This is a genomic window from Actinokineospora sp. (genome assembly GCF_050699995.1).
Classification (GTDB): Bacteria; Actinomycetota; Actinomycetes; order Mycobacteriales; family Pseudonocardiaceae; genus Actinokineospora.
In genome coordinates this window covers 16,644-39,074 of record NZ_JBOHGC010000047.1, presented here as the reverse complement: position 1 = coordinate 39,074, position 22,431 = coordinate 16,644, and the positions used below count along the sequence as shown (strand labels likewise).

The window sequence follows — 22,431 nt, the reverse complement described above, 5'->3', positions numbered from 1 at the left end:
GGTGTGGGGTGAGCATGGGAGAGGTCCTTTCTCCTGTGGTCAGGGCCGTCCGGTTGCATCGGGCGGCCCACTTTGTTGCGGGGTAAGGGGTTCAGGCCGCGACGGTGGACAGCCCGCGCATCTCGCGGATCTGGCGCTCGATCTCGTCGATCGACGGACCACCGGCCTGGTAGGCGGCCTCGGCGGCGAGGCGCGGGGGCAGGGCGTCGCGCTCAGCGCGGGCGATGGCGAAGATGCGACCGGCGTCGGCAATGGCCTGCTCGCGCGTGGTGGATGCGGTCACGCTGACGCTCGCTCGTGAGCAGCCGGGTCAGCGACGATCGCGACGACGGGCACGCGGAGCGCGGATGCGATCGCTCGCGCCACAGCCCAGGTCGTGCCGGTCGTACCGCATTCGATCTTGTTGATCTGTCGTCGTCGTACGGGCTGTTCGTCGCGCTTGCGCATGATCGCCTCAACCTCGTCCGCGAGCGCGGTGACGGTGAGGTCCATGCGCTCGCGGATGGCACGCATCGCCGCGCCGTTGATCCGGGTCTCTGGGGTGGGCATGGGACGAATCTAAGCGCAACTAAGCGCAGCAAGCAAGCTTAAATGAGCTGAGTTGGGCGCTCTGGGCGCACTCTGAACCGATGTTGTCCAGCAAATACGCAGGTCGTTACAGGTTCGCCCACATCGGTGATGCGCTTCATTGCGCCTAGACAAAGCTCTTCTGTGTCGTCATGCTCAGCTGTATGACTGATCCAGACGGGGACTGGCAGGCAGTAGCAGCGGCCGTCAAGGTGCGCCGCGACGAGGTCGGGCTGACGCAGGCGGCGCTCGCGGCACTCCTGGGCGGCAGCACGTCGAACGTGCAGCGAATCGAGCGTGGGGACGGTGGGATGCGGCGCCCGACGATCCGGGCCTTGGAGCGCGCGCTGCGGTGGCAAGGTGGGAGCGTCGAGGCGATTCTGGCGGGTGGACGGCCGGCGCCCGCTCAAGAGTCGCCCGTGAACGTGTCGCCACCCGTCGGAGAGGACATCACGACCGTTGACGCTGAACGCGCATACGAGATGTTGCAGTCAATTCGAAAGGTTTTCGGCGAGGCGGCCTATGTTGATGCGCTAGCGAGAGCAGTGCGAGCACGCGCGTCAGGGGACGACCAAAAAACTGGGTGAAAAATGCATGTAATGTTCGCCGTTCAACGACCGATAGGGGTGATGCGAGTCTGGGTGGATCAATCTCGTAAGGAGAGCCTAACTTATGTCGAAGGCACTGTTTCGGATCGTGCTCACTGCGTCCTTGTTCACACTTGCAGCGATTTTCTACTTTGTGGGCGAATGGGTCGGTGTGCGTCTGATGAACAGCGAGGTTTTCGGGACATTACGGGTCGTAGCTGCTACCTGCTGGCTCGCTGCGATTGTCATCAGATGCACGGAGATCGTCATCGCTCGAATCGATCGGATCGAGCGTCACGCTGCGGAGCGTCGACAGTCCGAGGTCGTAGGTGAGGCCGCGCGGAAAGAGCGCCACGAAGCGGAAGCGACCATCGCGCTGCTAGGCGCCTCGCGCCCGAGGCTGCCAGTTCAACGCCACGGGGTGCTCACCTCGGTTGACTAACTGGGAGGACACATGACCGCGCTTGCACGTGCGCGGAACTTGAGGGCCGTCACCGACCGACCGTCACGCGCCGTTATCTATGTGAGGCAATCGACCCACAAAGAAGAGTCGATCAGTCTTGAACTGCAAGAAACCGCGTGTCGCGAATACTGCGCCCGAATGGGATACGTTGTTGTCGAGGTGATACCCGATCCCGGTATCACGGGCCGAACGTGGATCAAACGAGCGGGCGTGCAGAAGGCCATGGCCTCCGTCGAGAATGGCGACGCGGAAATCATCGTGCTCTGGCGGTGGTCGCGGCTTTCTCGTCGGCGTCTACATTGGGCTGTCGCAACCGACCGCATCGAAACGATCGGCGGTCGGATCGAATCCGCCACAGAACCTGTCGACACAGCCACTGCGGCAGGGAAATTCGCGCGCGGCATGCTGGGGGAAGTCGCAGCGTTCGAATCTGAAAGGATCGGCGAAGGATGGCAGGAGGCTCTCGAAAGCCGCCGCGCCCGTGGCCTTCCCGCCACGGGCGGGCGCAAGTACGGTTATCGGTGCGTCCGCGCGAAGGGTGAGCCTGAACGGTACGAGATCGAGCACGACGAGGCCGAGATTCTCCATTGGGCATACAGCGAGTACCTATCCGGACAGGGCTTCGTCGCTCTCGTCAAGGACCTGAACATCCGCGGCGTGCTCAACGCGCGCGACCGTGCGTGGAAGTCGGACGGCCTCAAACGCGTTCTCGACGCTGGATTCGGTGCCGGACTACTCGCGCGCACACCCATCCACAGCGACGGCCGCGAGCAGTACGTGCCTTTCGCTGATCGAACCTGGGACGCCGGAACACACGAGCCGATCATCGACGACACGGTCTGGCGGGCCTACAAGGCCGAGCGAGTAGCGCGCGGCGTAGTCCCGCCCAGGACGGTCAACCCGACGCACGTCTTCAGCGGTGCAGTCAAGTGCGGAGACTGCGGCTCGGGCATGCATCGCCACACGTCAACCCACCGCACCGTCTACATTTCGTTCCGATGCGGCCGCGCTCGGCGGGTGGGTGACGTACGTCCGGTCGGGATCTCCTGGGCGGTCGTCGAGGATGCGACCATGGAGTTCCTTGCCGTCACCGCGCGGGACATCAACGAAATCGCCGACCAGATGCGGCAGACTCAGTCGCTCACACGGCGAACGCGCGCGGACGCCGAAATTGTGCGGCGCGACATCCTGACTATCGACAAGCAACTCGCCCGTCTAACGCGGCAGATGCTCGCGGCCGACGAGTCGATGGAAGCCGCGTTCGCGCTGACCCGCGACGAGCTGCTTGCTGATCGGAAGGCGGAAGAAGCGCGCCTCGCCATGATCGCGGAGGATGACGTCCCGATGCCGCCGCTGGCGTACGCCGCTGACCTCCTGGCCGAGTGGCACACGTTCTCGGCCGACAAGCGCCGCAACATGCTCCGCCCGCTGATTCGCGCGATCTGGGTCGACGTGGCCGATGACGGCACGACCAGTGCTGACGTCAATCCGACCTGGGAACCGCCGAGGCCAACTCCCGTTCCGCGCCCTGTCGTTTAGGTGCTGACTCGTTCGAGTCGGCGTCACACGGCGCGGGTCGCCGGATGTCGCGCACCAAGGCCAAGCAGCGCTACACCCGCGACGACCTGATCGCCCAGACCAAGGGCGTCGAGTGCCGCAAGGACTCGGGCGTGGTCGACGAGATCCCGGGCGCCTACAAGGACATCGACCAGGTTCTGCGGGATCAGGACGACCTGGTCGAGATCGTCGCGAAGCTGAAGCAGATCGTCTGCGTCAAGGGCTGAGGCCCGCGCCTCCGGAGTAATTCGGATGCGCGGGTCCAGACCCGCTTGTACATTTCCGGCATGGCATTCCAGGTCTTCTACCTCTGATCCCGGCCACGAGCCCGCGGCGCTCGTGCTGCCCATTCGCACCCAGCGGAATCCTGGAGTTCTCCCATGCCACATGTGGCTTTCATGGCGGTGCCCGCGCACGGCCACGTCAATCCCAACCTCGCCCTGGTCGCCGAACTGGTCGGCCGCGGCCACCGGGTCACGTTCGCCATCAATGACGAGTTCGCCGCACAGGTCCGTGCGGCGGGCGCCGAAGTCGTGCCCTACGAGTCGACGTTCTCGACCGCGGTCGAGAAACTCGCCAACGAGCCCGACGACTTGGCCTCCGCGCAGCGGATGTTCCACGACGAGATGGTCGCGGTCACCCCACAGGTCGAAGCCGCCTACACGGGCGACCGCCCGGACGTGATCGTCTATGACATCGGCGCCTGGCACGCGCCGATCCTCGCCGCGAAGTGGAATGTCCCGGCGATCCAGCTCTCGCCCACCTTCGTCGCCTACGACGGGATGGCCGAGGACTTCGGCATCGACCTCGACGCCGAACCCACGCCTGCGATGGCGGCGCTGATCGCCGAGTTCGACGAGTTCGCCGCCGCCCAAGGCGTCGACCTCACCCGCGACGAGGTGATCTACCTGCCGAAACGATGCGTGGTCACTATTCCGCGCACGTGGCTGCTCAAGGGCGAGATGGTCGCCGACCACTACACCTTCGTCGGCCCAAGCGTCGACACCCGCGTCGGCGAGTGGACCGCGCCGGACGACCGACCGGTGCTGCTGGTCAGCCTTGGCTCGGCTTACAACGACCGCCTGGACTTCTACCGGGAATGCGTGCGCGCGTTCACCGGGCTCGACTGGCATGTGCTGCTGTCGGTGGGCAAGTCCATCGACCCGGCCGAGCTGGGCGAGGTCCCGGCGAACTTCGAGGTCGTCCAGTGGGTCCCGCAGGTGAGCGTGCTGGCCAAGGCGAGCGCCTTCGTCACGCACGCGGGGATGGGCTCGACCATGGAAGGCCTGTACTTCGGGGTGCCGATGGTCGCGGTCCCACAGGCCGTCGACCAGTTCATGAACGGCGCCCGCCTGGCCGAACTCGGCCTCGGCGCGCACGTGCCCATGGAGGAGGCGACCGCGGACACCCTGCGGGCAGCGGTCCTGCGCGTGACATCCGACCCGGACATCACCGCACGGGTCAAGTCCGTCCGCGACGAGGTCCGCGCGGCCGGGGGCGCGGCCAAGGCGGCTGACGTCGTCGAGTCGGTGGTTTAACCCCAGCCGAGTTCGTGGAGGCGGTCGTCGTCGACGCCGAAGTGGTGGGCGATCTCGTGCACCACGGTGATGGCGACCTCCTCCACGACGTCCTCCTCGTTGTCGCAGATGTCGAGGATGGCCTCGCGGTAGATGAAGATCCGGTCGGGCAGCTCCCCGCCGTACATCGACGTGCGCTCGGTCAGCGCGATCCCGTGGTAGAGGCCGAGCAGGGTCGGCTCGTGCTCGTCGCGGTCCTCGACCAGCACGACCACGTTGTTCATCGCGGCCGCGAACTCCGGGGGAATCAGGTCCAGCGCGTCGGTGACCAGTTCGTCGAAGCGCTGCCGGGACATCTCCACGGCCACCCGCTCAGCCGCCGGACGGTGTCGGTGCGCCCGGCGGCGGCTGCGACGCGGGCGGGGTCGTGGTGGCGGGCACCGCCCGGACGCTTCCGGTGACCGGGGCCAGACCAGTGCCGTCGGGCAGCTTCGCGCCGACCCGGCAGTCGACCTTGCGTGAGCCCGCGGCCCAGCTCTCCGGGCGCAGTGTGTCCGGGTACGGGGTGAGGCCCTTGGCCGCGAGGTCGGCGCCGCCGGTGTACGCCGTGGTGACCGCCGCGCACAGGTCGCTGGCGCGCTCGGTCTGGGCCTCGACGGCCGGGTAGTCGGCGGGGAACGCGGCACCCAGGTCGACGTTGCCGACGATCTCGAAGGCGTGCACCTGGTCGCACGGGACCGGGTCGCCGATCTCCTGGCCGACCAGGGCAAGGCAGGTGCCCGGCTCGTGGATCTTGGACTGGTCCTGCCGGGCCGCCGACCCGACGGCCGTGAGCAGCGCGCCGGACGGGGCCGCGCTCTGCAGGCCGCAGCGGACCTTGCGGTCGCCGTCGCTCCACTGCTCGTTCGTCGGCTTGAGCGCGTTCACGCTGAACTTGCCGAACGGGTCGAGGTTGCCGCCCAGGTAGGTGACCGCGCCCGGCGTGCACTTGGCGACCGCGATCGCCTGCCACTTCTCCGTGTCCGGCGGCGGGGCGTTCTCCGGGTACTCGCCGGAGATGTCGACGTTGCTGGTGACCTCGAAGAGGTGGGACTGGGCGCAGTCGACCCGGCGCATGTCCGCGCCCTCCGGCGGTGTCCACTGCAGGCAGCTGCCCGCGGGGGAGTCGAAAGCCTTGCGGCGCTCCTCCTGGGCGATGGCCACCGGGTCGTTGCGGCCTGCCTCGACCGGCCACGAGAACAGGATGCTCGAGCACAGCAAAATAAGCGCACCGGCGAAGGCGCCGGCCATCAACAGCCGCGTCTTCGCCGTCGCATCATTTGGTCGAAACCATTCGCTGCTTCCAGACATCTATTCCATGATGCCGTGTCCCGGTCCGGGGCGCGGCTACCGGGGACCGATCAGGGCTGGACGCGAGGTTGCGATGAGGACAATCATCCGACTGAGCACGCCTCGGAGAGCTTGGATCGGTACTGTTCGCGCCGGGAGTGGTTCATGACTGACAACGACAAGCCGACCGACGACGGCTCGCCAAAGCAGCCACCGCCTTACCAGCCGCCGGAGCCTCCGGAGGCGGTAGAGGCGAGACGCGGTTCGGTGAGCTACCAGGAACCAGGGAAGACCGCGCCGCGCGCGCCTTCCCTGGCCGACCAGCGCGCCCGCGAGGTGGCCCGGCGCCGCGAGCGGGAGACCGCCGAGGCCGAATACGCCGCGGCGGAGCGCAAGCGCAAGAAGCGCAAACGCATCCTCATCGGTGCGGGCGTGACCGTCGGCGTCGTCGCCGTGGTGGCGGTGATCTACGCCTCCTCGACTCCCGACCCGGTCACCGCGACCTGCACCGACAGCAACGGTGTCGTCGTCGACGACGACAACTGCGACGAGAGCTACGCCCGCAGTCAAGGCGGCTACCACAGCGGCGGCTTCATCTTCATCGGCGGCAGCTCCTACCGCTACAACTACGGCGGCACCGGCTCACCCGGCCAGAAGGTCACCGGCGGCTCGTACGTGGCGCCGTCGGACCGCACCCCGGTGCGGACCGCCTCCGGGAAGTCGGTGTCGCGCGGCGGCCTCGGGGTCGGCGGCAGCAGCAGCAGCGGCGGGAAGAGCGGGGGCAGCTGAGTGCGTCGTGAGCGCTCGCAGCCACGCCCGGACTGGCGACAGAAGATCGAGTCGCAGGGGCTGGTGTTCGGCACGCCCGCCCGCGACGGCGTCGGCGGCGCCCGGCCGTACTGGGACGAGTCGGTCCACTACGTCTTCGAACTCGACGACGTGCTGTCGGTCGAGGCCGACGTGGAACTGCTCCACTCCATGTGCCAGGACGCGGTCGAGCACGTCGTGCTGACCGAGCGCTACCGCGACTTCGGCCTGCCCGAGTGGCTGTGGCCGCACATCGCCGAGTCGTGGAAGCGGCACGACCCGCACGTCTACGGCCGGTTCGACCTGCGCTACGACGGCCGGGGCCCGGCGAAGCTGCTCGAGTACAACGCCGACACCCCGACCTCGCTGCTCGAGGCGGCCGTCGTGCAGTGGTACTGGAAGACCGAGGTCTTCCCCGAGGACGACCAGTGGAACTCAATCCACGAGAAGCTGGTCGAGCGGTGGGCCGAGGTCGCCGACCGGCTCCCGTCGAAGGAAGTGCACTTCACCTGGTCGCAGGCCGACCCCAGCGGTGAGGACCACATCACCACGGCCTACCTGCAGGAGACCGCCGCCGAGGCGGGCCTGGACACCATCGGCCTGGCCATCGAGGAGATCGGCTGGGACGCCGAACTCGGCCGGTTCGTCGACCTCGCCGACGTGTCGATGAAGTCGGTGATGAAGCTCTACCCGTGGGAATGGGTCGTCGACGAGGAGTTCGGCAAGCGGGTCGTCGAGTCGCTGCCCGGCACCCTGTGGGTCGAGCCGCTCTGGAAGATGCTCCTGTCCAACAAGGCGATCCTGGCGGTGCTCTGGGAGATGTACCCGGGCCACCCCAACCTGCTCCCGGCGTTCCTTGACGACCCCGGGCTGCTCACCGAGTACGTGCGCAAGCCCAAACTCGGCCGCGAAGGCGCCAACATCCAGATCGTGGCGCCGGGCTATGAGACCCAGACGACCGGCGTGTACGGCCGGGAAGGCTTCGTCTACCAGGCGTTCGACCCGCTCCCCGAGTTCGACGGCTACCGTCCCGCGCTCGGCGCGTGGATCGTCGGCGACCACTCGGCTGGCCTCGGCATCCGCGAGACCGCGGGCCTGGTGACCGACGACGGCGCGGCGTTCGTCCCCCACCGGATTCCGCAGTCATGATTTCCGACAGCAAGACATGCAAGCCCATGGAGGACGTGTGACCAGTCAACTCGCCGCACTGGCGAACTTTTCAGGCTCTGCGCAGTTGGCTCTTCCGGCTGGATTCGGCGCCGACCTCGGCAAAGGCATCGGCGCCATCGCGCTCTACGCCATCGTCGGCCTGGTCCTGATGCTGATCGGCTTCTACGCGATCGACTGGACCACCCCCGGCAAGCTGTCCGAACTGGTTCGCCTCGGCAGGCCGAACGCGGTCATCGTCACCGCGTCCGGGATGCTCAGCATGGCGCTGATCATCGTCGTGGCGATCTTCTTCTCGGCCAGCGACCTGACGGCGGGGCTGATCACGTCGGTGGTCTACGGCCTGATCGGCATCGTCGTGCAGGTGCTCGCCGTGCGGACCCTGGAATGGGTCACCAAGCTCGACGTCGGCAACACCATCGAGTTCGAGCGCTTCGCCCCGGCCAGCGTCGTCGTCGCCGCGGTGCACATCGCGCTTGGCTTGATCGTCGCCGTCGCCATCTCTTAAGCAATCGCCAACAACAGAGCCCCCAGGCCGACATGGGCCTGGGGGCTCTTGTCGTCAGCGGGTCAGATGACCTGGACCGCCTTGGACACGCTCGGCACGCCGTTGGCGTCCATCGCGAACAGCATGTAGTACCCGGGGATCACCACGCCGCGGTCGGCGGGAATCGACAGGGTGTAGGCCGTGCCCGTGGACGACGCCACCGTCAGCGGCACGCGCCGCTGGTCGGTGTTGACGTTGTGGGTCACCGTACCCATGCGGACCAGCGAGAACGACGACACCGCGACATCGGTCGACACCGCGAGGGTCTCGCCCGCGTTCACCGCCGCGCCCGCCGAGACGATGGTCGGCCGGGTGGCGGGGGTGCCATCCGGGTTGAACAGGTACGGCGGGCTGAACACCTGTGCGTCCGGGTGGTTCGTGCCGCAGCTGCCGCAGAGACCGCCACCCGCGGTGAAGACCCGGCCGTCGGGCAACAGGGACGCGACGCTGTGGTAGTTCCGCGGCACGGTCATCGACGCCAACGTGGTGAAGGTGTTGGTGGCCGGGTCCCAGACCTCCGCGGGCATGATCGCGCCCGCGTCGGAGTACGGCGCGGCGTAGGACTGGCCGCCGGTCACGATGACCTTGCCGTCGGGCAGGACGACACTGTTGTGGAAGGCCCGCTTGAACGCCATCGGAGCGCCGTTGGTGACCGTCGGGGTCGCGCCGCTCCTGATGTCGATCATGAATGTGCGGTTGGACGCCGTCGAGTTCGCGTACGCGGGCGAGCCGCCCGAGGTGAAGATCTTGCCGATGTCGTACATGACCGCGTCGCCGTTCATCGCGTCCCGGTCGTCGGAACGCAGCCCGGCGTCGGAGCGCGCACCCGGGCCGTCGATCGAGAACCAGTTCATCTGCTTGCTCGGCCCGGCGTGGAACACCCGGCCGTTCGAAGCCGCGAACAGCCACGGGTGGTTGTCCGAGCGGTAGACGCCCTCGGGGTCAGCGGTGAGGATGGAGCTGACCGGCACGTTGGGCAGGTGGCGGGCGCCTTCGGTCGGCGACCACACCTCGCCGTCCTTGCCGCCCTCGGCTCCCGCCCAGGAGCCGCCGATGGTGAACACACGGCCGTCCGAGAGCGTGACCGAGCTCTGGTAGCCGCGCGGGATGACCATGGGCGTCCCCGCGCTCCAGGTGTTGTCGGCGGGGTTGTAGATCGTGGTCTTGGTGCTGTCCTGACCACCGGTGATCATGAGCTTGCCGTCGGGCAGCGTCGCCGTGCCCGGGCAGAACATGTCGTGCTGGGTCTCGTTGACCACGCGGGGGGTGACCGCTCCGGTCGCCGGATCCATCATGGCCGTGTGGGTCAGGCCGGAACCGCCGCTGATCAACGGGTCGGAGGCCGACCACGCCAGGATCTTGCCGTTGGGAAGCTGGGAGACCGCGACGGGCACCATCGGGAACCCGATCGTCGAACCCCAGGAGCCGTAGGTCTTCGGATTGAGTGTCGCCGGTGTGCCGGTGAGGTTGAGCTCGGCCGCGCTGCTCCACTGGCCGCGGTTGCCCGCTTCCGACAGCGCGGTCAGCCGGACGTAGCGGCCGGTCGTCGGCGGGAAGGTCGCCGTCTTCTCGGCCTCGTTGTCCGCCCAGACGCCCGACGCGACCGGGTTGCCCCAGGTGACGCCATCGGCGCTGACCCGGACCTGGTAGCTGCCGATCGTGCCGTTGCGCAGGGCGCCCAGCCGCGGCTGGTAGCGCAGCCCGGACACCGCCTGCGACTTCTTCATGTCGATGGTGATGTAGTGCGGCAGCGGGGCGACCGTGCCGAGGTACCGCGTGCTCCAGAGGGTGTTGTTGTCACCGTCGAGGACGTTGGAGGCCTGGTTGTTGGGTGCCCGGGTCTCCTGGCTGTCCGCCTTGACGGTCCACCCGGTCCGGTCCAGTGTCGGCGCGGGTGCGCCGACGATGTTGAGCTCGGCGGCCGTGCTCCACGGCCCGCGGTTACCCGCCTCCGTGGTCGCCGTCAGCCGCACGTAGCGGCCTGTCTTGGGAGCGAACGGGATGGACTTCTCGGCCGCGCTGTCGGCCATGGTGCCGGTCGCGACCGCGGTGCCCCAGGTGGCGCCATCGGTGCTGACGTGGATTTGGTAGCCGCCGATGGTGCCGCCGCGATTGGTGCCCAGTCGCGGTTGGTACCGCAGGCCGGTGACGACGTTGCTCGCCTTCATGTCCAGCGTGATGGTGTGCGGAAGAGCGGTGGCGCCAGTTCCGTACGGCGTGTGCCAGATGGTGTCGTTGTTGCCGTCGAGAACGTTGCTCGCCGGGTAGCCGGCGTGCGCGCTATCGGCCGCGGCGGTCCAGCCCGTGCGCGGAAGCGTGGGCGCCGGGATGCCGTTGACGTTGATCTCGGCGGCGGTGCTCCACGGTCCACGGTTGCCCGCCTCGGTGACCGCCGTCAGCCGGATGTACCGGCCGATGGTCGGCCGGAACGGGATGGCCTTCTCGAACGCGTCGTCGTTGAGGGTGCCCGCGGAGACGGCGTTGCCCCAGTTGGCGCCGTCAGCACTGACGTGGATCTGATAGCCGCCGATGGTGCCGCCGCGGTTGGTGCCCAGTCGTGGCTGGTACCGCAGCGCGGAGACGACGTTGCTCGCCTTCATGTCCAGCGTGATGGTGTGCGGAAGAGCGGTGGCGCCAGTTCCATACGGCGTGTGCCAGATGGTGTCGTTGTTGCCGTCGAGGACGTTGCTCGCCGGGTAGCCGCCGTGCGCGCTGTCGGCCGCGGCGGTCCAGCCCGCGCGCGACAGGGTCGGGTCGGCGGCGGCGGGCACGATGTCCGGACCGGGCGTGACGTGGCGGTGCGACCCGTGATCGGTCGGGCCGTCCCAGTCGTAGGCGGTGACCAGGGTCATCATGGCGAGGACCGCGGCGCCCAGCACGGCGGTCCTGGACTTGGCTGAGCGTCTTAAGACGCCTGCCCTATTGGTACGAACAAGATCCACGCGACCACCCCTCAGTGAACGCCCGTGGCCGAAGGTCACGGGCTGGTCTCGTCATGCCGCCATCTGGGCGCACGCTCCGTCGTACATCGAGTCAGTAATTCACTCGGAGGCGTTACAGATGCGTACGATCGTGGCAAGACGGTGACTGATTGTATGAGTGGGCTTGGGTATGCTGATTAGGGCCGGGCTTTGTTCGCCTGCGCACTGGGGACGTTGAGCGAAAGCCACGCAGAGTTACATCAGTCTCGCTTGCGGTGACACCTGTTCTGGTCCGATCGCGCTAACGCGTGCGGCCATGTGCAACAAAACGTGCCATCGCTGCGATATGTGTTCCCGTATGGGTGAACAAGCAGGTCACCCGCACAGCCGAAGACGGCACCGGATTTTGAGAACTAGGAGATCGCGCATGCTCGACACTGGGGAACGCGGACGCGGGCGGCTTGTGGGGGGCGTGATCGGGGCGGTGCTCGCGATCGCCGCCGCCACGCTTGTCGCGCCACAGGCGAGCGCCGCGCCGTCGGCTCCGACGCCGAAGGCGGGCATCGCCAAGTCCAAGCGAGTGGCGCATTACACACCGCCGAAGGCCGCGGGCCGCAAGCCGGCGTCCCAGGGCGGGGTCACGATCCAGTCCGGCAGCAGCGGCGCGGGCTCGGGCGACCTGACCGGCGACGGCGCCAAGGACATCCTGGCCCGCCACCAGGCCACCGGGCAGCTCAAGATCTACCCGCACAGCGGCACCTACAACGGCACGTTGACCTACGTCGCGCCGACCACGATCAACTACGGCTGGAACGGCCTTCGCTGGATCGGCCAGGGCAAGGTCGTCCCGGCGAACGGCGCGCCCCGCGCGGTCGCCGACGTCATCGGCATCACGCCGGACGGCATCATGCGCGTCTACCCGCACAGCGGGACGTTCAACGGCACCTCGACGCTGACGACGCCGGTCGTGATCGTCGGCTACGGCTGGAACATCAACGACCTGATCTTCACCTACGACATCGACGGCAACGGCTTCGACGACCTCGTCGCCCGCCGTCAGGGCACCGGTGACACCTACGTCTACCGGCACAGCGGCACCTACTCGGGCACCTCGACGTTCCTCGCGCCGGAACACGTCGCCAGCGGCGGCGAGACCGACCTCGAGCAGAACATGGGCGACTTCAACAACGACGGCAACCCGGACCTGATGTTCCTGCAGGCCGACGGCTGGCTGTCGATCCTGTCGCTCGGCGAGGGCGACATCAACCCGGACACCGGCAAGCCGTGGGGCGTGGCCTACGCGCTCGGCTACGGCTGGGGGACGATCAACGCGATCACGCTGACCGACATCAACCGGGACAACAAGGTCGACGTCCTCGGCAGGCGCGCGGCCGACGGCGTCCTACAGGTCTACACCAACACCGGGGCGTGGGACCCGGACCCGTACGGCCGCGACTTCGGCGTGCTGCGGCAGCCGATCATCGTCGGCTACGGGTGGAACATCAACGACGTGATCAGCTAAGAGTCCCCACGGCAGGCCCGCTCGGCGACGAGCGGGCCCGCCGTCGTATACCAGTCGAAGCTCCACGGGTCAGACGTCTAAGCTCAGCCGGGTGATCGACCCGAAGCTGCTGCGTGAAGACCCGGAGACCGTGCGCGCCTCACAGCGTGCCCGCGGCGAGGACCCGACTGTCGTGGACACGCTGCTGTCCGCCGACGAGCGCCGCCGCTCCGCCATCTCCCGCGCCGACAACCTGCGCGCCGAGCAGAAGGTCTTCGGCAAGCAGGTCGGCCGCGCGAGCGGCGAGGAACGCGAAGCGCTGCTGACCAAGGGCAAGGAACTCGCCGCGGAGGTCAAGGCCGCCGAAGCCGAGCAGGCGTCGGCCGGCGCCACCTTCGACGAGCTGCACCGTTCGGTGCCCAACATCGTGCACCCGGCCGCCCCCGTCGGCGGCGAGGACGACTACGCGGTCGTCGAGCACGTCGGCGAGCCCCGCACCTTCGACTTCGAGCCGCTCGACCACCTCGATCTCGGTGTCCGCCTGGGCGCGCTCGACATGGAACGCGGCGCCAAGGTGTCCGGCTCCAGGTTCTACTTCCTCACCGGCGTCGGCGCGCAGCTCCAGCTCGCCCTGCTCAACATGGCCGCCGCCCAGGCCGCGGCCGCGGGCTTCACGCTGATGATCACCCCCGTCCTGGTGCGGCCGGAGATCATGGCGGGCACCGGCTTCCTGGGCGCGCACGCCGGCGAGATCTACCGGCTGGCCGAGGACGACCTGTACCTGGTCGGCACCTCGGAGGTCGCCCTCGCCGGCTACCACGCCGACGAGATCCTCGACCTCTCCGCGGGCCCCAAGCGCTACGCGGGCTGGTCGAGCTGCTTCCGCCGGGAAGCGGGTTCCTACGGCAAGGACACCCGCGGCATCATCCGCGTCCACCAGTTCGACAAGGTGGAGATGTTCTCCTACTGCAAGCCGGAGGAAGCCGAAGCCGAGCACCAGCGCCTGCTCGACTGGGAGCGGGAGATGCTGGGCAAGATCGAGGTCCCGTACCGGATCATCGACACGGCCACCGGCGACCTGGGCACCAGTGCCGTCCGCAAGTTCGACTGCGAGGCCTGGATCCCCACTCAGCAGGCGTACCGCGAGCTGACGTCCACCTCGAACTGCACCACGTTCCAGGCCCGCCGCCTCGGCGTCCGCTACCGCGACGAGAACGGCAAGCCGCAGACCGCGGCCACCCTGAACGGCACGCTCGCGACGACTCGGTGGATCGTGGCCATCCTGGAGAACCACCAGCAGGCCGACGGCTCCGTGGTCGTCCCGCAGGCCCTACGCCCATTCCTGGGCCGCGACGTCATCGAACCCATCGCCTGATCCGTGGTGGGGCCCACCGCGGGCCCCACCGACGGTCAGTCGTCTACAGGTCGCGCGCCGCACGAAGGTGGGCCAGACTGCCGTAGAGACCGATATTCAGCGTGCTCAGCTGTTGCTGGCCGTCGAGGATCGCGACCAGGGCCCGGGGCTCCGCGATATGGGCCCGATCGTTGTGTCGGTGCTTCCGTTCATGCCAGTCCCAGCATGAACTCGTAGAAGTGGAACTCCTTCGACTTCTCCGGCGTGACCTTCCAGAACAGGAATGTCCCGATGGGGTAGCCCCGGAGAATGCTGTCGAACAACCGGGTCATCCGCTCCGGTTCCTGAGCCCATACCAACTCTCGTTGGATCGCGGGCAGCACGAGCTCGTTGCGATTGATGCTTTCGAGCGTGTCTTTGATCGTGAGCGGGATCTGGTAGGCCACTGGCTCCTCCTCGGCGCGGATCGCGGTCACGTGAAGGCGACTCGCCATCCGTGAGCATGATCGCCCTGCTTCAGCCAGTGTTTCGGCTTGCGAGAGGATCGGCCATTTGTCGGGGCCGTCAGTTCACCTGGTCCGCGATGTACTTGCCGATCTCCAAGGCGCAGGTCGCGGCGGGGGATGGAGCGTTGAGGACGTGGACCTGGTTGGGGGCGGTCTCGATCAGGAAGTCCTGGACCATCGAGCCGTCCGGCAGCAGGGCCTGTGCCCGCACGCCCGCGCCCGATCGCACGATGTCGTTCTCGCCGACCGCGGGGACCAGCTTCGCCAGGCTTGCCGCGAACCGGCGCTTCGACAGCGATCGGCGGACCTCGTCCAGGCCGATCGGGTACGCGTACTTCTTCGCCAGTCGCCAGATGCCGGGGAACCGGGCGGTCTCCATAAGGTCCGCCGGGGAGATATCCGACCAGCGGTAGCCCTCGCGGCGCAAGGCGAGGACGGCGTTGGGGCCCGCGTGCACGCTGCCGTCGAGCATCCGGGTGAGGTGCACGCCGAGGAAGGGCAGCGACGCGTCCGGGACCGGGTAGATGAGGCCCCGGACCAGGTGGGAGCGCTCCGGGGTGAGCTCGTAGTACTCACCGCGGAAGGGCACGATCTGCGCGCGCGGGGTCAGGCCCGCCATGCGCGCGATGCGGTCGCTGTGCAGGCCCGCGCAGTTGACCAGCGCGTCGGCGCGCAGGACCTCGGTGCCGGTGGCGACCTCGATGCCGCCGGTGCGGCCCGGGCGAATGCCGAGCGCGGGGGTGGAGAGCCGCAGGTCGGCGCCCGCCTCGGTGAGCAGCCGGACCAGAGCGGCGCACACGGCGGGGAAGTCGATGATGCCGGTGCTCTCCACCCGCAGCGCGGACACGCAGGCGACCTCGGGCTCGTAGTCGCGTGCCTCGGCCTGGGAGATCAGTTTCGCGGGGACGCCGTTGGCCTCGGCCCGCTGGGCGAGCACGCTCAGCGCGGGCAGTTCGGACTCGTCGATCGCCACGACCAGCTTGCCGCAGATGTCGACCGGCACCCCGTGCTCGCGGGCGAACTCGACGATCGAGCGGTTGCCCGCCACCGACATCTTCGCCTTGAACGACCCCGGGGCGTAGTACAGCCCCGCGTGGACGACGTTGGAGTTGTGTCCCGTCTGGTGACCGGCCCAGCGGTCTTCCTTCTCGAGGACAGTCACGCGATGGCCGCGATCGACCAGTTCACGCGCCGTCGCCAGGCCGAGGATGCCGCCGCCAATAACCACGATGTGTCGCACGACCCAAGAGGGTACGGGGCGGCCGGAGGCACCCCGTCCACCGCTATACACTCGCGAACGGTCAATCCTGGGAGTGGTATGTCTGAAAGCATCGCCCTCGGCCAGCCCACCGTCGGCGAGGAAGAGCTCGCCGCGGTCGCCGAGGTCTTCAAGTCCGGATGGCTCGCGGGCGCAGGCCCCACCTGCGGCGTCTTCGAAAAGCGGTTCGCCGAGGTTGCGGGCGTCACCGACGCGCTCGCGACCAGCAACTGCGGCACCGCGCTGCACCTGGCGCTGCATGTGCTCGGCACCAAGCCGGGCGACGAGGTCATCGTCGCCGACTACACCTTCCCGGCCACCGGGCACGCGGTGATGACCGCGGGCGCCAAGCCGGTGTTCGCCGACATCCGCCCCGACATCTGGACGATCGACCCGGCCGCCGTCGAGGCCGCGATCACGCCGAAGACGACCGGCATCGTCGCCGTCGACGTCGCGGGCCAGCCCGCCGACTACGACGAGCTGCAGGCGATCGCCGACAAGCACGGCCTGTTCATCGTCGAGGACGCCGCCTGCGCGGCGGGCGCCACCTACAAGGGCCGAGCGGCGGGCAGCTTCGGCGACATCGCCGCGTTCAGCTTCCACGGCCGCAAGAACATCACCGCGGGCGAGGGCGGAGCGCTCACGTCGAATCGCCCCGAGCTCATCGCGCACGCGCGCAAGCTGCACACCTACGGCATCGAGCCCGCCATCAGCCGGGAGGGCAGCAGCGAGCTGCCGATTCCGAGCTTCCGCGAACTCGGATGGAACTACCGCATGTCGGAGGTGCAGGCCGCGATCATGAACGTGCAGCTCGACCGGCTCGCGACCATCCTCGCGAACCGCCGGGCCGTGGCCGCCCGCTACGGCGAGCTGCTCAAGGACCTCGACGGCGTGATCCTCCCGGTCACCCTCGCCGACCGCGAGCACCCGTGGCAGGCCTACATCATCACCCTGGACGAGTCGATCAGCCGCGACCGCGTCGCGCTCGACCTGCGGTCCCGCGGCGTGCAGTGCAACTTCGGCACCTACGCCTCGCATGTGCAGCCGCTCTACGGCGCCATGGAGACCTGCCCGGTCTCGGCCGACCTGTTCACCAGGCACCTGGCCATCCCGATGCACGCCAACCTCACCGACGACGAAGTGGAGCGCGTCGCCGCGACGCTGCACGACGTCGTCGCCGCCGCTTCCTGACCACGTATCTGTAGGAGCTTCCCGATCATGGCTGACAAGACCGTTTTCTTCACCGGTGGTGCGGGCTTCATCGGCATGCACGTCATCCCGCTGCTGCTCGAGCGCGATTACAAGATCCGCCTCTACGACAACATGACCCGCGGCGACCGCGCCCGGGTCAACGAGCTCGTCGCGACCGGCAAGGTCGAGCTCATCGAGAAGGACGTCCGCTACGGCGGCGCTGTCCGCGAGGCCATGCGCGGTTGCACGCACGCGATCCACTTCGCCACCGTGTCGATCAACAAGTCGATCGCGGACCCGCACGAGAGCATCGACATCAACATGACCGGCAACCACAACGTCTTCGCCGCGGCGGCGGACGAGGGTGTGCAGCGGCTGGTCTTCGCCTCGACCGCGTCGGTCTACGGCGACCCGAAGCGGCTGCCGATGCACGAGGACGACGAGCTGGCCCCGCTGACGCCGTACTGCATCAGCAAGCGCGCGGGCGAGGATCTGCTGGGCTTCTACCAGCGCCAGAAGGGCCTGTCCTGGAACGCGCTGCGGTTCTTCAACGTCTACGGCCCCGGCCAGAAGATCGAGGCGTACTACACCTCGGTCATCAACCACTTCATCCAGCGCCTGCGCGCGGGCCGGCCGCCGGTCATCGACGGCAAGGGTGAGCAGTCGATGGACTTCATCCACGTGCACGACCTGGCCCGCTCGGTCGTGATGGCGCTGGAGAGCGAGCAGGCCAACGTGCCGATCAACATCGGCACCGGCGTGGACACCTCGATCGCGCAGCTGGCGAAGATCCTCATCGACGCCGTCGGCGTCGACGTCGAGCCCCAGTTCAACCCGCGCGACGTCCTCGTCTCGCGCCGGGCCGCCGACATCACCCGGGCCAAGGAGGTCCTCGGCTGGGAGCCGACGATCACCGTCCAGCAGGGCATGTCGGAGCTGGTCGCGGCGTCCGCACCGGCCGAGTGACCGAGGGCAGCCAGGCGGATTTCCATGCCCAGCACGGCTTTCCGCCCAACCGCTACAACCCGCACGCCTGGATCACCGGCGACCCGGAGATCGGTGAAGGCACCTGGGTGGGCGCCTTCACCGTCCTCGACGGCTCGGGCGGACTGCGCATCGGCGCGGGCTGCGACATCAGCTGCGGCGTGCAGATCTACACCCACAGCTCGGCCAAGCGCTGCGTGTCCGGCCGGGCGTACCCGACGGTCGACCGCGCCCCGGTCACGATCGGCGACCGGGTTTTCCTCGGCGCGAACTCGACCGTGCAGATGGGCGTGACGATCGGCGACGAGTCCGTGGTCGCGGCGGGCGCGGTCGTCACCAAGGACGTGCCGCCGCGCACCGTCGTCGCGGGCGTTCCGGCCCGACCGGTGGGCACCGTGAAACTCGATGGAAGTGTCGTGGATCTCGGGTAGTTCCAGCATGGCTCGAACGGGCTCCGAAGCGTTCGCGTCGGGGCCCGTTTCATGTGGGAACTCTGGGGAGAGTCATGAATTCACGCGTTGTTCGCGCGTTCGCCGCGGTTGTCCTGTCGGCCCCGCTGCCGTACTCGGGACCGGTGACGGCGCGCACGACATCATGGTCCGCCACCAGGCCACCGGGGAGCTGCGGGTCTATCCGCACAGCGGAACCTTCCACGGCACCAACACCTATCGCCCCGCCACCACCATCAACTACGGATGGAACAGCCTGCGCTGGATCGGCCAGGGCCGGATCAACGCCGACAAGTTCGCCGACGTGGTCGCGGTGACCTACGACACGATGATCGTCTACCCGCACAGTGGCACGTTCAACGGCACCGATTCCTTCATCAACCAGGGCGGGATCAACGGCACCAGCACGTTCAGCGCACCCTGAGGCTACGTCCGCACTTACCACGCCAACACCGAGCAGACAGTCGCCGACGTCACCCTCGACGGCAAGCCGGAGTTCCTCTACATCGATACGACCGGACACCTCGAAGCCTACGAGTTCAGCACCGGCCAGATCTCCTCGCTTGGATACGGCTGGGAGACGATCAGCGCGCTGACGCTGACCGACATCAACAAGGAGGCACCTTCCGGGCACCGGTCGTCGTCGGCTACCAGTGGCACATCAACGACGTGATCAGCTAGTCCCGCAACGGAAAACGGGCCCGGACAGTGCGTCCGGGCCCGTTTTCCGCAAGCGATCAGGCGCGCGCCTGCTCCAGCACCTTCGCGACAACCCGGTGCGACGGCAGGATCGACGCGCGCTCCTCGGCGGCGTCGATCTTGCCCGCGATCAGGTCGAGGAACCGGTCGAGCTGGGTGGCGAGCGGCTCGCGGGCCGAGACCAGTTCCGGAATCTCGATCACGGTCTGCTGGCGGTAGCCCAAGCCGTCCTCGGCCGCGTCGTGCGAGATGTGGCGGTAGATCGTCACGTCGCGGCGCAGCAGGTCGACCTCGACCAGGCGGTTGACCTCGTTGATGGTCAGGGACCGAACCTTGCGCTGGCCGACGCGGCTGGCGGACACGTTCGCCATGCCGCCCTGCGGGAACGTCAGCACCGTCTCCAGCACGTCCTCGGCGCCCTGCACCGACTCCGGGTGGAAGAAGCCCGCGCCCGAGGACACCCGCGACGGCTCGGCGCCGCCGAAGCAGCGCACCGCGAGGTCCACGTCGTGCACCAGCAGGTCCCAGCCGACGCCGGTCTTGATGCGCGAGGCGTACGGCGAGTGGCGGGTCGCGGTGACGTGGACCGGCTCGTCGAGCAGGGCCAGCGCCGTCATCACGGCGGGGTTGTAGCGCTCCAGCAGGCCGCACATCATCGGGATGTCACGGCTCTCGGAGAGGGCGATGACCTCCTCGGTCGCGGCGAGGTCGTCGCAGACCGGCTTCTCGACCAGCAGCGGGGTCCCCTGGTTCAGGATCTCCAGGGCCAGCTTGTGGTGCGTGTGCGTCGCGGACGCGAGAATCACGGCGTCCACATCGGACAGTGAATCGATCTCCGGGTACCACGCGGTGTCGTAGCGCTCGGCGACCGCACGGCCCGCTTCCTCACGCGGCTCGACGACGCCGACGAGCTCGACCCGGTCGGACTGCGACAGCACACGGGCGTGCAGCGACCCCATCGATCCGGTGCCGACCAGCAGGACCTTGGTCTTGGCCTCGCTCATGCTCCAAGCACCTCTCGCACCGACGACACGATGGTTTCCAGCTCGGCTTCGGTCAGCTTCGGGTGCACCGGAAGCGACAGCGCCTGCTGGGCGACCTTGGCGGCCACCGGGACATCCGAGGCGATGACGCCCGGGTTGTCGCGGTAGCAGTCGTAGTCGAAGACGACCTTCGGGTAGTAGGTGCCGTTGCCGACACCCTTCTCCGTCAGCTTCTCCGACAGCTCGTCGCGCGAGACGGCGGCGTCCTCGGTGACCAGCACGGTGTACTGGTGCCACACGTGCGTGCGGCCCTCGAGCACCTGCGGCACGACCAGGCCGGGGATGTCCGCGAGACCCGCGGTCAGCGCCTCGGCGTTGTGGTGGCGGCGCTTGGTGATCTCGTCGAGCTTCTCCAGCTGCGGGATGCCGACCGCGGCGTGCAGGTCGGTGAGCCGGTAGTTGTGACCGGCCATCTCGTACTGGTAGCGCGCCCGCATGCCCTGGTTGCGCATCACCCGGAGCTTGTCGGCGATGGCGGCGTCGTTGGTCGTGATGACACCGCCCTCGGCGGTGGTGACGTTCTTCGTCGCGTACAGCGAGAAGCAGCCCAGGCCGTAGCTGCCCGCCGGGCGGCCGTCGAAGGTCGAGCCGATCGACTGCGCGGCGTCCTCGACGATCGCGAGGCCGTGCTCGTCGGCGATCGGCGTGAGCCGCGCCATGTCGGCCATCTGCCCGTAGAGGTGCACCGGCATGAGGACCTTGGTCCGCGGGCCCACGGCCGCGGCGACCGCGTCCGGGTCCACGCAGAAGTCGTCGGTGCGGATGTCGGCGAAGCGCGCGGTGGCGCCCGCCTCCAGGATCGCGTTGAGAGTCGCGACGAAGGTGAACGGAGAGGTCACGACCTCATCGCCCGGCTGCAGGTCGAGTGCCTGGATCGCCGCCACGAGGGCGGTGGTGCCACTGTTGACGGCGATCGCGTGCTCGACACCCGCGATTCCGGCGAAGAGGTCTTCGAAGCGCTTGACCATGGGGCCCTGTGCGATGACGCCGGAGCGGAGCACCTGGGTCACAAGCGGCTCGGCATCGGCGACGTCAACCACGGTGATGGGGATCATGCAGCAGTCTTTCCTGTCCGTGGGCAGTCTGAGGCGTCCGGTACAGTAACTGCTCGGTCCCGCCGGTCGCGGGCCCACGTTACCTGGCGCATGCGGAACGCCCCTCCGGGGTGTCCACCGCAGGTCGCGCTGGTGTCGGAGAGTGATGGCGCCTCGGCCGCGGCCGAGGCCAATTCTTCAGGGATGGGTCGTTTCACGTGGCAAATCGCATTCACCCGACCGCGGTCATCGGTGACGGGGTCGAGCTGGGCGACGGCAACGTCATCGGCCCGTACACGGTCATCGTCGGTCCGTGCACGATCGGTGACGATAACTGGATCGGCCCGCATGTGACCATCGGCACGCCGGCGGAGGACCGAAATGGTCCGCACCCGGTCGCCTGGGAGGGCGAGCTGGAGGGCGCGGGGGTCGTCATCGGCGACCGCAACAAGATCCGCGAGTACGTCACCTTCCACCAGGGCACCCACCGCCCCACCAGGCTGGGCAACGACTCCTACCTGCTCGTGCGCAGCCACGTCGGCCACGATGTCGTCGTCGACGACAGCGTCACCCTGGCCTGCTCGGTGCAGCTGGGCGGCCACACGCACGTCTGGTCGCATGCCAACATCGGTATGAGCACCGTCGTGCACCAGCACGGCAGCATCGGCCCCGGCGCGATGGTCGGCATGGGGTCGGCGGTGCGCAAGGAGGTCGGGGCGTTCACTATCGCGGTGGGCAACCCGGCCCGGGTCTCCGGCATCAACGTCGTCGGCCTGAGCAGGCGCGGCTGCGACGAGGCGACGATCGAGTCCCTCGACGCGTTCCTGAAGGGCAAGGGCGACCTGGCCGCGGAGGGACTGCCCGAAGAGCTGTCGATCCTGCTCAAGGCCTGGGCGGGCCGCGACCAGGGCGAGCACTGACCGAACCAACGCACGACGAAGGAAGATCAA

Annotated in this window: 24 protein-coding genes and 1 pseudogene; 15 read left to right on the top strand and 10 right to left on the bottom strand. The window is 68.1% G+C overall.

All coding sequences use genetic code 11. The features are described from left to right. Nucleotides 1-91 precede the first annotated feature (91 nt). Nucleotides 92-283, bottom strand: a complete 192-nt coding sequence (locus tag ACRDSQ_RS02855) for a hypothetical protein (protein WP_431418487.1) — start codon at nt 281-283, stop codon at nt 92-94. Further along, complete coding sequence (locus ACRDSQ_RS02850; protein WP_431418485.1) at nt 280-549, bottom strand: helix-turn-helix domain-containing protein; 270 nt, start codon at nt 547-549, stop codon at nt 280-282. Before ACRDSQ_RS02850 ends, ACRDSQ_RS02855 begins: the two co-directional genes overlap by 4 nt. A gap of 182 nt (nt 550-731) precedes the next feature. Between ACRDSQ_RS02850 and ACRDSQ_RS02845 the strand changes: the two genes are divergently transcribed. The 5 genes and pseudogenes from ACRDSQ_RS02845 (at nt 732) to ACRDSQ_RS02825 (ending at nt 4,712) form a co-directional block, all read left to right on the top strand. Then, nucleotides 732-1,154 (top strand): helix-turn-helix domain-containing protein, encoded by a 423-nt coding sequence (locus ACRDSQ_RS02845; protein ID WP_431418483.1) that lies wholly within the window; start codon nt 732-734, stop codon nt 1,152-1,154. Between the two features lie 85 nt (nt 1,155-1,239). Beyond that, entirely contained in the window at nt 1,240-1,596 is a 357-nt protein-coding gene (locus tag ACRDSQ_RS02840) for a hypothetical protein (RefSeq protein ID WP_431418482.1), read from the top strand. Between the two features lie 12 nt (nt 1,597-1,608). Continuing rightward, nucleotides 1,609-3,156: a recombinase family protein gene (locus tag ACRDSQ_RS02835; RefSeq protein WP_431418481.1), complete on the top strand. Its 1,548-nt coding sequence runs from the start codon at nt 1,609-1,611 to the stop codon at nt 3,154-3,156. 8 nt (nt 3,157-3,164) lie between these two features. Further along, nucleotides 3,165-3,401: pseudogene (locus ACRDSQ_RS02830) on the top strand (RtcB family protein); the annotation flags it as partial. A gap of 153 nt (nt 3,402-3,554) precedes the next feature. Beyond that, the gene (locus ACRDSQ_RS02825) at nt 3,555-4,712 is read left to right on the top strand and encodes a macrolide family glycosyltransferase (protein ID WP_431418480.1); all 1,158 of its coding nucleotides are present in this window, start codon (nt 3,555-3,557) and stop codon (nt 4,710-4,712) included. Here ACRDSQ_RS02825 and ACRDSQ_RS02820 read toward each other — a convergent pair. Continuing rightward, on the bottom strand, nt 4,709-5,059 hold the full coding sequence (locus ACRDSQ_RS02820; RefSeq protein WP_431418478.1) for a metallopeptidase family protein: 351 nt from the start codon (nt 5,057-5,059) through the stop codon (nt 4,709-4,711). The genes ACRDSQ_RS02825 and ACRDSQ_RS02820 overlap by 4 nt on opposite strands. 4 nt (nt 5,060-5,063) lie before the next feature. Then, nucleotides 5,064-5,981, bottom strand: a complete 918-nt coding sequence (locus ACRDSQ_RS02815; protein ID WP_431418476.1) for a septum formation family protein — start codon at nt 5,979-5,981, stop codon at nt 5,064-5,066. A 204-nt stretch (nt 5,982-6,185) separates the two neighbouring features. On the opposite strand from ACRDSQ_RS02815, the gene ACRDSQ_RS02810 reads away from it, so the two are divergent. Genes ACRDSQ_RS02810 through ACRDSQ_RS02800 form a run of 3 tightly spaced genes read left to right on the top strand, consistent with a single transcriptional unit; the run spans nt 6,186 to nt 8,502 of the window. Next, nucleotides 6,186-6,809 carry a hypothetical protein gene (locus ACRDSQ_RS02810; RefSeq protein WP_431418474.1) on the top strand — a complete coding sequence of 208 codons (624 nt, stop codon included), beginning with the start codon at nt 6,186-6,188 and terminating at the stop codon, nt 6,807-6,809. Next, entirely contained in the window at nt 6,810-7,976 is a 1,167-nt protein-coding gene (locus tag ACRDSQ_RS02805) for a glutathionylspermidine synthase family protein (protein ID WP_431418472.1), read from the top strand. It abuts the gene before it with no gap. Nucleotides 7,977-8,013: 37 nt separating this feature from the next. Continuing rightward, entirely contained in the window at nt 8,014-8,502 is a 489-nt protein-coding gene (locus ACRDSQ_RS02800) for a DUF350 domain-containing protein (RefSeq protein ID WP_431418471.1), read from the top strand. Nucleotides 8,503-8,564: 62 nt separating this feature from the next. Here the strand turns inward: ACRDSQ_RS02800 and ACRDSQ_RS02795 are convergent, their stop codons facing one another. Then, nucleotides 8,565-11,420, bottom strand: coding sequence for a discoidin domain-containing protein (locus tag ACRDSQ_RS02795; protein ID WP_431418470.1), 2,856 nt, complete (start codon nt 11,418-11,420; stop codon nt 8,565-8,567). Between the two features lie 469 nt (nt 11,421-11,889). On the opposite strand from ACRDSQ_RS02795, the gene ACRDSQ_RS02790 reads away from it, so the two are divergent. Both ACRDSQ_RS02790 and serS read left to right on the top strand, forming a co-directional pair. Then, entirely contained in the window at nt 11,890-12,984 is a 1,095-nt protein-coding gene (locus ACRDSQ_RS02790; protein ID WP_431418468.1) for an FG-GAP repeat domain-containing protein, read from the top strand. Nucleotides 12,985-13,075: 91 nt separating this feature from the next. Then, nucleotides 13,076-14,338 (top strand): serine--tRNA ligase, encoded by a 1,263-nt coding sequence (serS, locus tag ACRDSQ_RS02785; protein ID WP_431418466.1) that lies wholly within the window; start codon nt 13,076-13,078, stop codon nt 14,336-14,338. Between the two features lie 188 nt (nt 14,339-14,526). Here the strand turns inward: serS and ACRDSQ_RS02780 are convergent, their stop codons facing one another. Together ACRDSQ_RS02780 and lhgO are read right to left on the bottom strand one after the other, a co-directional pair. Then, nucleotides 14,527-14,811: a DUF262 domain-containing protein gene (locus tag ACRDSQ_RS02780; RefSeq protein WP_431418464.1), complete on the bottom strand. Its 285-nt coding sequence runs from the start codon at nt 14,809-14,811 to the stop codon at nt 14,527-14,529. Nucleotides 14,812-14,881: 70 nt separating this feature from the next. Further along, nucleotides 14,882-16,063 carry an L-2-hydroxyglutarate oxidase gene (gene lhgO / locus ACRDSQ_RS02775; RefSeq protein ID WP_431418462.1) on the bottom strand — a complete coding sequence of 394 codons (1,182 nt, stop codon included), beginning with the start codon at nt 16,061-16,063 and terminating at the stop codon, nt 14,882-14,884. 78 nt (nt 16,064-16,141) lie between these two features. On the opposite strand from lhgO, the gene ACRDSQ_RS02770 reads away from it, so the two are divergent. The 4 genes from ACRDSQ_RS02770 (at nt 16,142) to ACRDSQ_RS02755 (ending at nt 19,129) form a co-directional block, all read left to right on the top strand. Continuing rightward, on the top strand, nt 16,142-17,272 hold the full coding sequence (locus ACRDSQ_RS02770) for a DegT/DnrJ/EryC1/StrS family aminotransferase (RefSeq protein ID WP_431418460.1): 1,131 nt from the start codon (nt 16,142-16,144) through the stop codon (nt 17,270-17,272). Nucleotides 17,273-17,299: 27 nt separating this feature from the next. Next, nucleotides 17,300-18,238 (top strand): NAD-dependent epimerase/dehydratase family protein, encoded by a 939-nt coding sequence (locus tag ACRDSQ_RS02765; protein ID WP_431418459.1) that lies wholly within the window; start codon nt 17,300-17,302, stop codon nt 18,236-18,238. Next, on the top strand, nt 18,235-18,687 hold the full coding sequence (locus ACRDSQ_RS02760) for an acyltransferase (RefSeq protein WP_431418457.1): 453 nt from the start codon (nt 18,235-18,237) through the stop codon (nt 18,685-18,687). Before ACRDSQ_RS02765 ends, ACRDSQ_RS02760 begins: the two co-directional genes overlap by 4 nt. Nucleotides 18,688-18,850: 163 nt before the next feature. Beyond that, complete coding sequence (locus ACRDSQ_RS02755; RefSeq protein ID WP_431418455.1) at nt 18,851-19,129, top strand: hypothetical protein; 279 nt, start codon at nt 18,851-18,853, stop codon at nt 19,127-19,129. Nucleotides 19,130-19,236: 107 nt separating this feature from the next. Here ACRDSQ_RS02755 and ACRDSQ_RS02750 read toward each other — a convergent pair whose 3' ends face one another. The 3 genes from ACRDSQ_RS02750 to ACRDSQ_RS02740 all read right to left on the bottom strand — a co-directional run bounded on the left by ACRDSQ_RS02750 (nt 19,237) and on the right by ACRDSQ_RS02740 (nt 21,502). Next, a complete protein-coding gene (locus ACRDSQ_RS02750; protein ID WP_431418454.1) occupies nt 19,237-19,365 on the bottom strand; it encodes a hypothetical protein in 129 nt (42 codons plus the stop codon). Between the two features lie 77 nt (nt 19,366-19,442). Beyond that, nucleotides 19,443-20,408: a Gfo/Idh/MocA family protein gene (locus ACRDSQ_RS02745; RefSeq protein ID WP_431418452.1), complete on the bottom strand. Its 966-nt coding sequence runs from the start codon at nt 20,406-20,408 to the stop codon at nt 19,443-19,445. Beyond that, nucleotides 20,405-21,502 carry a DegT/DnrJ/EryC1/StrS family aminotransferase gene (locus tag ACRDSQ_RS02740; protein WP_431418451.1) on the bottom strand — a complete coding sequence of 366 codons (1,098 nt, stop codon included), beginning with the start codon at nt 21,500-21,502 and terminating at the stop codon, nt 20,405-20,407. The genes ACRDSQ_RS02745 and ACRDSQ_RS02740 overlap by 4 nt, the downstream gene beginning before the upstream one ends. 197 nt (nt 21,503-21,699) lie before the next feature. Here ACRDSQ_RS02740 and ACRDSQ_RS02735 point away from each other — a divergent pair, with 197 nt between their 5' ends. Next, nucleotides 21,700-22,401, top strand: a complete 702-nt coding sequence (locus ACRDSQ_RS02735) for a UDP-N-acetylglucosamine acyltransferase (RefSeq protein ID WP_431418449.1) — start codon at nt 21,700-21,702, stop codon at nt 22,399-22,401. Nucleotides 22,402-22,431: the final 30 nt, after the last annotated feature.